The 7,831-nt window shown below is 39.3% G+C and carries 5 protein-coding genes and 1 pseudogene; all 6 read right to left on the bottom strand.

The features are described from left to right. A pseudogene (locus BEG40_RS21350) lies at positions 1-605 on the bottom strand (cellulose synthase complex outer membrane protein BcsC); the annotation flags it as partial. Between the two features lie 112 nt (positions 606-717). Next, positions 718-3,012 carry a cellulose biosynthesis cyclic di-GMP-binding regulatory protein BcsB gene (bcsB, locus tag BEG40_RS21345; protein WP_374201619.1) on the bottom strand — a complete coding sequence of 765 codons (2,295 nt, stop codon included), beginning with the start codon at positions 3,010-3,012 and terminating at the stop codon, positions 718-720. A gap of 58 nt (positions 3,013-3,070) precedes the next feature. After that, the gene (bcsA, locus tag BEG40_RS21340; RefSeq protein WP_105286069.1) at positions 3,071-5,185 is read right to left on the bottom strand and encodes a UDP-forming cellulose synthase catalytic subunit; all 2,115 of its coding nucleotides are present in this window, start codon (positions 5,183-5,185) and stop codon (positions 3,071-3,073) included. An 84-nt stretch (positions 5,186-5,269) separates the two neighbouring features. Next, positions 5,270-6,340, bottom strand: coding sequence for a GGDEF domain-containing protein (locus tag BEG40_RS21335; RefSeq protein WP_286135170.1), 1,071 nt, complete (start codon positions 6,338-6,340; stop codon positions 5,270-5,272). Next, positions 6,238-6,609 (bottom strand): hypothetical protein, encoded by a 372-nt coding sequence (locus BEG40_RS22235; protein WP_286135169.1) that lies wholly within the window; start codon positions 6,607-6,609, stop codon positions 6,238-6,240. The genes BEG40_RS21335 and BEG40_RS22235 overlap by 103 nt, the downstream gene beginning before the upstream one ends. A gap of 4 nt (positions 6,610-6,613) precedes the next feature. Then, positions 6,614-7,813, bottom strand: a complete 1,200-nt coding sequence (locus BEG40_RS22230; protein WP_286135168.1) for an EAL domain-containing protein — start codon at positions 7,811-7,813, stop codon at positions 6,614-6,616. Positions 7,814-7,831 lie beyond the last annotated feature (18 nt).

Below are 7,831 nucleotides of genomic sequence, written 5' to 3'. Positions count from 1 at the left end.
GCCACCGCATTAGCGCGATCGCCATTCTGGGAATACGCCTGCCCCAGCGCCCCAAATATGGCACCAGAGTCAGGATTATCAATATTAAGTATTTTCAACTGACGAATCGCTTCGTTGCGACGGGAGGCAATTTGCGTCATTGCCCCCCAGTATTCCAGCGCCATTTCGATATCTGGCGGTGCCCCGTTAAATAGCTTGTCGTAACTGTCGATAGCCTCTTTATGTCGCCCGGAGATAGCTTGTAAGCGTGCCATTTGCAGTGCCTGACGCCCCTCAGGCGAAGAAAGTCGCATGGCCGTGCGCGATGCTTTATATATTTTTGAATCAGGGGCGAGCAGGGAAAGTCTGGCAAGTTGTTTTTGCGCGCCTTCAATATCTCCCTTACGCATCAGATAGCGAAAACGCGCCGCAACGACATCTGGATTATCAGGTTCCGCCAATTCAAGGCGATAAAGCGACTGTTCGACCAGATCTTCACGGTGAATGTCTTCGCCCAACCGAATCTGCGCCATTAACAGCTTATGTGCAGTTGGTGTGGCTTTCGCCATCGACATTACCGCCAAACCAAGGGATATTGTGAGTAAATTTAAGGTGAATTTGTACATGCCTGCCTCAATCAGGTGTTAACTCACTTTTTATTAAAAACTGAACGGGCGCAGCTCCCTGCCTGTATAAAGTCAGGACAGAATGGAGCCGCAAAATAGAAATGACGATGAATTACTGTTGATGAGGGTTCAAACGACGGCGACTAATGATACGTAGCAGACGCCATACTACCCACGCCAATAGCACCACACTGAGAGTTGCCAGCACTGCCAGTAGAATGGGGTGTCTGGCTAACACATATTGCACTCGTTCAATCCAGGGGAGATGCCCAACGTAATAAGTATCTCCAACTCGTAAACTATTGACGCCAGATTCACGAATAACCGCGACTGAACCAAAGATATTGCCGCGTTTTGTACTATTAACTAATGCATTGTTGAGTAGCACATCGCCGCGTGATCCCTCTGACATTAAAGCAATTACGCTACGTTGGGCATAATATGGAGACTGAAAACCAACTATCGCCGCTATTGGCAATGGGGAATTTATGGTTGTTTGTATTTCAGGTTTTTGATCGTCGTTATCTGTCATAATTTTGGCGTAATCAGAGTGCCGTATTGGGCTTTTTACCCAACTTGTTGTTGCCTCAATGAGCAGATTAATTTTCTGATTGTCTGCAAATTCTTGCGGAAGTCTTCCTATTAACAGGATATCTGAATCCTTGCCCTGAACAGAACCTATATCATTAGTAATTGTCAGATTAATTGCCGGGAATCCAGTTTGAGCACCAATCAGTCCAAGGGTATTTAATAATGTTTCAACTTGCGTTGTGCCAGGGTTTTCAGGCATAACCACAACCGTTTTTGATAGATCGGCCATGCGGCTAAATGGAAAGCCTGAGCTGGCAAAAGCGCGTAAATCTGGCATTGCGATAAAGTGATGGTACTTTGAAAAATCGATAGTGGAATCATCTGCAATAACCGCATGATTTTTTAGAGGCCGGGAAATAATACAGCTATCGGCATCAGAGCGCAGCATAGTATTAACGTACTCGAAATTAAATCGCAATTGATTAAGCGCCCCTAACGTCAGCGCAGGAATGTTAATTTCATTATTACCATCCAACAATTCTTGCAATAACGGTAAACGTAACAACAATCTATCGGTAGCAGATTTCGGACTTAGCCGGAAAGATTCAAGGTAATGGTTATTAAGACTGACATCCATGCGTGAACCACCTGTCGTTGGCGTGGTATAACGATAGTTAATCTTCATCTCACCCCCACGATTACGCAATAGAAAGAGATCAGGTGGCAAATTAAATGAAACATTAATTGCCGCAGACTCCAGGGCACTTGCCTGTAACTGCCCTTCATAATTTTTAAGCTCTGCGAAAGTTACAGGACGATCAGTGCGTACCCAGTTTGGCGCATCATAAGGTTTACGCGGCAGTAACGGCTTCACGTCATTTACGACCACGCTATCGCCGCGAAATAGTATATTTCCCTGTGCAAGACCTTTTGCCGCCTGTAATAAATCTTTATCATCGCGGCCAAAAAGCACCAGCAATTTGACAAAGGGATTTTGTGGATGACTGATCATTTTAATAACAGGCGCATTCACCAACGGATGCTCGCGCAGAAAGTCTGGACGTCTATTGTTAGTGGCAAAGACTACTGCATTACTTTCCGGTAACTGGTTATAGAAAACCGGAAATCGGTGACCACGCCAGCCAGATTGCGAACCAAACCACGAAGCGACAATAGCTGATGCCTGCTGCAAACCAGTCCCAGGAGTACCGGCAAAAACCATCGGCAATGTATTAGGGCGGTTATCTCGCGGATCAAAGAACGGTACAGGAAGATATGAAAGATCATTTTTCAAATTGAGTCTCTGAACTACCAGTTCAAGTTCACTGGTACGTCCAATATCAAGCCACAAATTGCTGCTGGTCGGGTTTTCGCAGGCGCTCTGGTAGTGACTAATTAATTCGAGGCGCAAGCGATTAAAATCCGAAAAATACAATGGGTTAAGAGTTATTTCCGCCAGCGTTTTCTTTCCTAGTTGTTCTTTGGTAATCGGCAATACCCCCATCAACTCGTCATTAAGATAGACCTTAAGCTGTGACTGGACAGGGATCAGCGACGGTGATGGAGTGTATTCAAGTTTTAGTTTCGCTTCTGACACTATTTCATCGCTACGCATACCAAACTCAATTTGCCCCTGTGGGTTAACTCCATTCAGGACTATGTTTCCTGGCGTTGGTGCGATTTGTGTAAATGGGAGTTTAAAATGGCGAGATGGTTCTTTCGCATAAGCAGAGATATTTTCCTTCTGGATAGCGGGTAATACTCCTCCTGAGGAAGGCTTATGAATTACTGTAGCCGATGCTGTATTTGCCTGGTAAAAACATAATAACCCCAAGCCAATTATTGCAGCACTTAATCTCAAAAATTTTCTTTCCATTTTAAAAAATTCAACAACCATAATAAATACAAACAATATATTTAATTAGAAATTAGAACTAACTTTTGGAACTGCCTTTCAGTGTCCGGAGAATATAAAAAACCATATTACAATAACCTTTCAGAGAAATAAAACATATTTCAATAAAACTCTTTAGAATATTGTCTCGTTTAATTTTATCATTCCACTCTTTCCATAGTGAATCACGAGAAAACGTTGCTCTTACATAATTAACATTTTGTTCATGACTCATTGGCATAATCTTCAGACCAATTTTATTATTGTAGGCATGAACTATTTCTACCGGTATATCACACTTTTCGTTACTATCATCCAGATAAAGAGACAACCGCTGTGTTTTAACAATAGTTTTTACGTCGGAGATATTATCAAGGATAACGCCTAATCCTCCTTCGGAAAAATCAAGAACAGAACAAGGATAGCTCCGTCCATCTTTCAGTTGTAAAACGCCCTTGAAAGAAACATCAATACGGGGAGAAAAACGCACCTGCTTTTGTTCAATAGAAACAGCCAAAGTTGCGCCAATAATAATTGTATTATAAAACAGCCAAATCAAACAAAACAAATTCAGGATGGCGATATGCCCTTGCAAACTATAAACATTAACAATACCTATTATCAGTCCAATTACATTTAAAATGGCAAAAATAAGATAGGGGTAGGAAATTCGCCAGTCAACAAACTTATTTTTTATCAGCCCTCCTTTGGCCGTAACGTTGAAACGCCCTTTTGCTGGCGCAAGTAAAGCTACAAGCGTTGGTAGCGTAATATACCAGGCCAGAACCATTTCATAAATCTCATTCCAGAATGAATGTCTGTATTTACCTTGTACTCTTGAATTAGTTAAAACAATAACAAATAGGTAAGGTAAAACATAAGACATAATATCTGCAACTGATGCATCGATCAGGTTGACCGAAAAGAAAATAGGACATAACGGTGCGAACAAGAAAATCAGTCGTGGCACACCTGATAAAAAATGCATCATGCTGCTGAGATAGCAAAGGCGCTGTGATAATGTCAGCCCCTTGCCCAATAATGGATTGTCAATACGCAAGATTTGAATCATGCCTCGAGCCCATCGAATCCGTTGCCCAATATGAGCAGACAATGTTTCTGTGGCTAGCCCGGCAGCCAGAGGATAGCGAAGATATGCAGAGCTATAACCTGCACGATGCAAGCGTAACGACGTATGCGCATCTTCAGTTACTGTTTCGACTGCAATGCCTCCAACCTCATCCAGAGCCGATCTACGGATGATTGCACATGAACCGCAAAAAAATGAAGCATTCCATGTATCCGTACCATTCTGGATTAACCCATAAAAGAGGTGTCCTTCATTTGGCTTTTGCCGAAACTGCCCCAAATTTCGCTCAAAAGGATCGGGGGAAAAAAAATGATGTGGTGTTTGCAACATCGATAATTTTTTATCGGCAATAAACCAGCCCATCGTTTTCTTTAAAAAAGATACCGACGGTATATGATCGCAATCGAAAATAGCAACAAATTCGCCATTAGCTATTTTAAGCGCATTATTTATATTTCCGGCCTTAGCATGTTCATGTGTTTCTCTTGCGACATAGTAAATTCCTGACTCGTTCGCGAATTTCCTGAACTCGTCCCTGGCGCCATCATCAAGGATCCAGATATGTAATTTATCCTTTGGCCAGTCTAAAGCCAACGCACCATAAACTGTATTCTTCACGACTGTAAAGGGTTCGTTATATGTGGGTATTAATATATCTACGATGGGCCATTCTTCTTTATTCTCTGGTAAGGGTATACTTTCTCTGTTCAGCGGGAAGCAAACCTGAAAGTAACCAAGTAATAAAACAAACCAGGCATACGTTTCAGCAGCTAATAACGTGACTGAAAATAAGCAGTCTGGAAATTCATTCAGGATGACTGAAGAAGAGTAACGCCACCATAGATATCGGGATGATATGAGTATTCCAACACCCATTAAAATCAGGGTAATCATCCTTCCCTTAAGCAAATTAAGGACAACGACAGCGATGCAAATAATAATTGAAAATAATGTTTGTTGATAAAATCCAAGTGGCTGCTCAACAATTGATAAAAAAACAAAACATAGCAATATAACAACAACCAAAAGGATTTTGTTTGACACTTCTTTATTTTTTAAGATCATTGCACTTAACGATTCATTAATACTATAACTTAAACAGTTTGAGTTTTATAAACATAGACGACCATTGCTATGCAAATTAAAATATCAACACCACGTTATCTGCGCTCGACCATTTTGCTTACTTTTGTATAACCGTTCATCTGCCAGCAATTTCAACCGTTCAATGTTATTCATGCACTCATCTGTACTGGCAACCCCTATGCTGCAACTACAATTTAACCCACCGATTGCGAAATGAACAACTCTGTGCAAAATTCTTGATAGTTTATTTTTATCCTTCTCATAATAAATAATAGCAAATTCATCACCGCCAAACCGGTATATTTCCCCTTCACGACGGGGTAACTCATCTTTAATAAGGTTAACAAGTTTGATGAGTACTTCATCACCAAACAGATGGCCAAACTTATCATTAATGGTTTTAAATTTATCCACATCAAATAGACACAGGTAGCCAAAATTCTTGCTCAGCATCTTGATTTCCTTATCAAAACTCCGGCGACCAGAAGCCCGAGTTAATGCATCACAAGTGCCAAAGTCATATATCTCTCGAATTGCATTAATCTCTTCCGCATTAAAGAATAGATTTTCTCCACGTAAATCATATTGATGTTTCGACAATATAGATTCTTTTTCCAATCTACCCTTATTTATAATATTCCGTAGTAATTTAATATAATTAATATACAGTATGATTGCAGATATTGCCGATGCAAAAACGAATAGCATACATATATAGAGATATTTACTTTTTTTATAGGCAACAATAAACATCATTTCTGGAAGGTAAGAATACGACAGAGTGATAGCTGACATCTCAAATACAGCATCATTTATCAAAAAATCATCACCTGCGATTTTCTTTTCATTATCATTAATATCATAAAATGAGATATAGATATCTTCTCGTTCCCCTGACTGATTTCTAATCAAAGATAAATAACGTTCAGGATCTACCACTGATATCAGACTTGTTCGTTTGGCAATGGGATGAGCATAATAAACATAGTACTTATCTTTTAAACCAATAACGCCTCTCTCAAATTCGTTCATTACCCGAATAGAGGAAAGTATGTCGCCACAAAAATCATCCCCTTTCGTTGTAACTTTGATACATTTACCATCGCTAATAATATAAGGACCGAGATCATACAAATATCCAGGATTTTCATAGCCAGCAAAGCTATTGCGTATTTTTTCACCAATTCTTCTGGAGCAATATCTAGTTCATAAAATATATTATTAGATACTGAGCGGCGATACTCAGAAACATTAGCTATTGCAAGCCCACTATCTACAATAGATACCTTCACCGAATTAATGCGGCCCTTAACATAAATGGTGTATAAATAACAAGTTACTACAGCGACGAACAAAAAATACAAAAAACAGATTACTGCCGACTTTTTCTTATACTTGAACATTGCTTTATTTTCTTTTTTTCGGTTTGCTGTCTATATGCCATTCTGAAAACGGTAACGGTTTCTGGTATAAGTATCCCTGAACATGAGAGAACCCTAATTTTTGCAATTCTCTGGCCTGACTTTCAGTTTCAACACCTTCTGCTATTACCGGCATATTTTCTTCACGAGCAAGACTGGATATAAAATACACAATTTTGTTAGTTTCATTGAAAATACCAGAGGTAAACTCTGAATCAATTTTAATACTATCAGGTCTTACTTTATAAAGTTTTTTCAGGTCAGCTAATCCACTACCGAAATCATCAAGAGAAATCTTGATACCGTTTTCTTTTAAAATGTTTATATTATTGTAAAAGCTATCATTTATATCTTTTACTGCTGACTCGGTGATCTCCAGACAGATTTGTTCAGCATTTACATCAAATGCATTAATTAAAGTAAGAACACGAGTGTGGAAGTCAAATTCATTTAATTGCCATGGAGAAACATTGATATGCAGGAGAAAATCATTAGCAACCTCATATTCACGACTAAAGACACCAAATTCGCTAATAGCCGTTTCGAGAACAAAATCACCCAGTTCTTTAATTAATCCTATTTCTTCAGCAACAGGTACAAAAATTGATGGCGGTATTGCCCCATTTTCGACGGATAACCAGCGGCATAACGCCTCAGCGCCTACAACCCTATTATTATCCATATCAACAATCGGTTGATATACTAAATAAACTTCACTACTCGAAATCGCTTTTTTTATATTTCCTGCCACCCAGACCTTCTGATCAAGTTCATGAACTTTGATGTCATCATAAAACATAAATTCAGATTCTTTATTTTCCCGCATAGCTGTTAATGCCAGTTTCAGCTTCCCTTCATAAATCGAAATATTTTCCCCTGAAAAAGTTTCACAAATGGCAATCTTATGAATATAAATATTTCTTATGCAAAATATATGTTCAGGGAAGTTTAAAACAGATAATCTTTCGATGAACTCTTCGCAGTGAGTGTGGCACAGCAACAAGTATGTTTCAGTTGAGACTTTTACGATATCACAATATTTTGAATATTTTTGTGATATCTTCGATTTTATATCATTAACAATTTCATAAAATTTCTGACTTCCATATATCGCCTCAACAAACTCTAATCCATAGATGCAAAGCATACTGGATTTGCCCCTATATTTCCAGACACCTGTTATCACTTAACCCATTACTGGCCT

This window comes from Escherichia sp. MOD1-EC5495 (assembly GCF_002965965.1).
GTDB classification, from domain to species: Bacteria; Pseudomonadota; Gammaproteobacteria; order Enterobacterales; family Enterobacteriaceae; genus Escherichia; species Escherichia ruysiae.
This window is presented reverse-complemented; position numbering and strand designations above follow the sequence as displayed.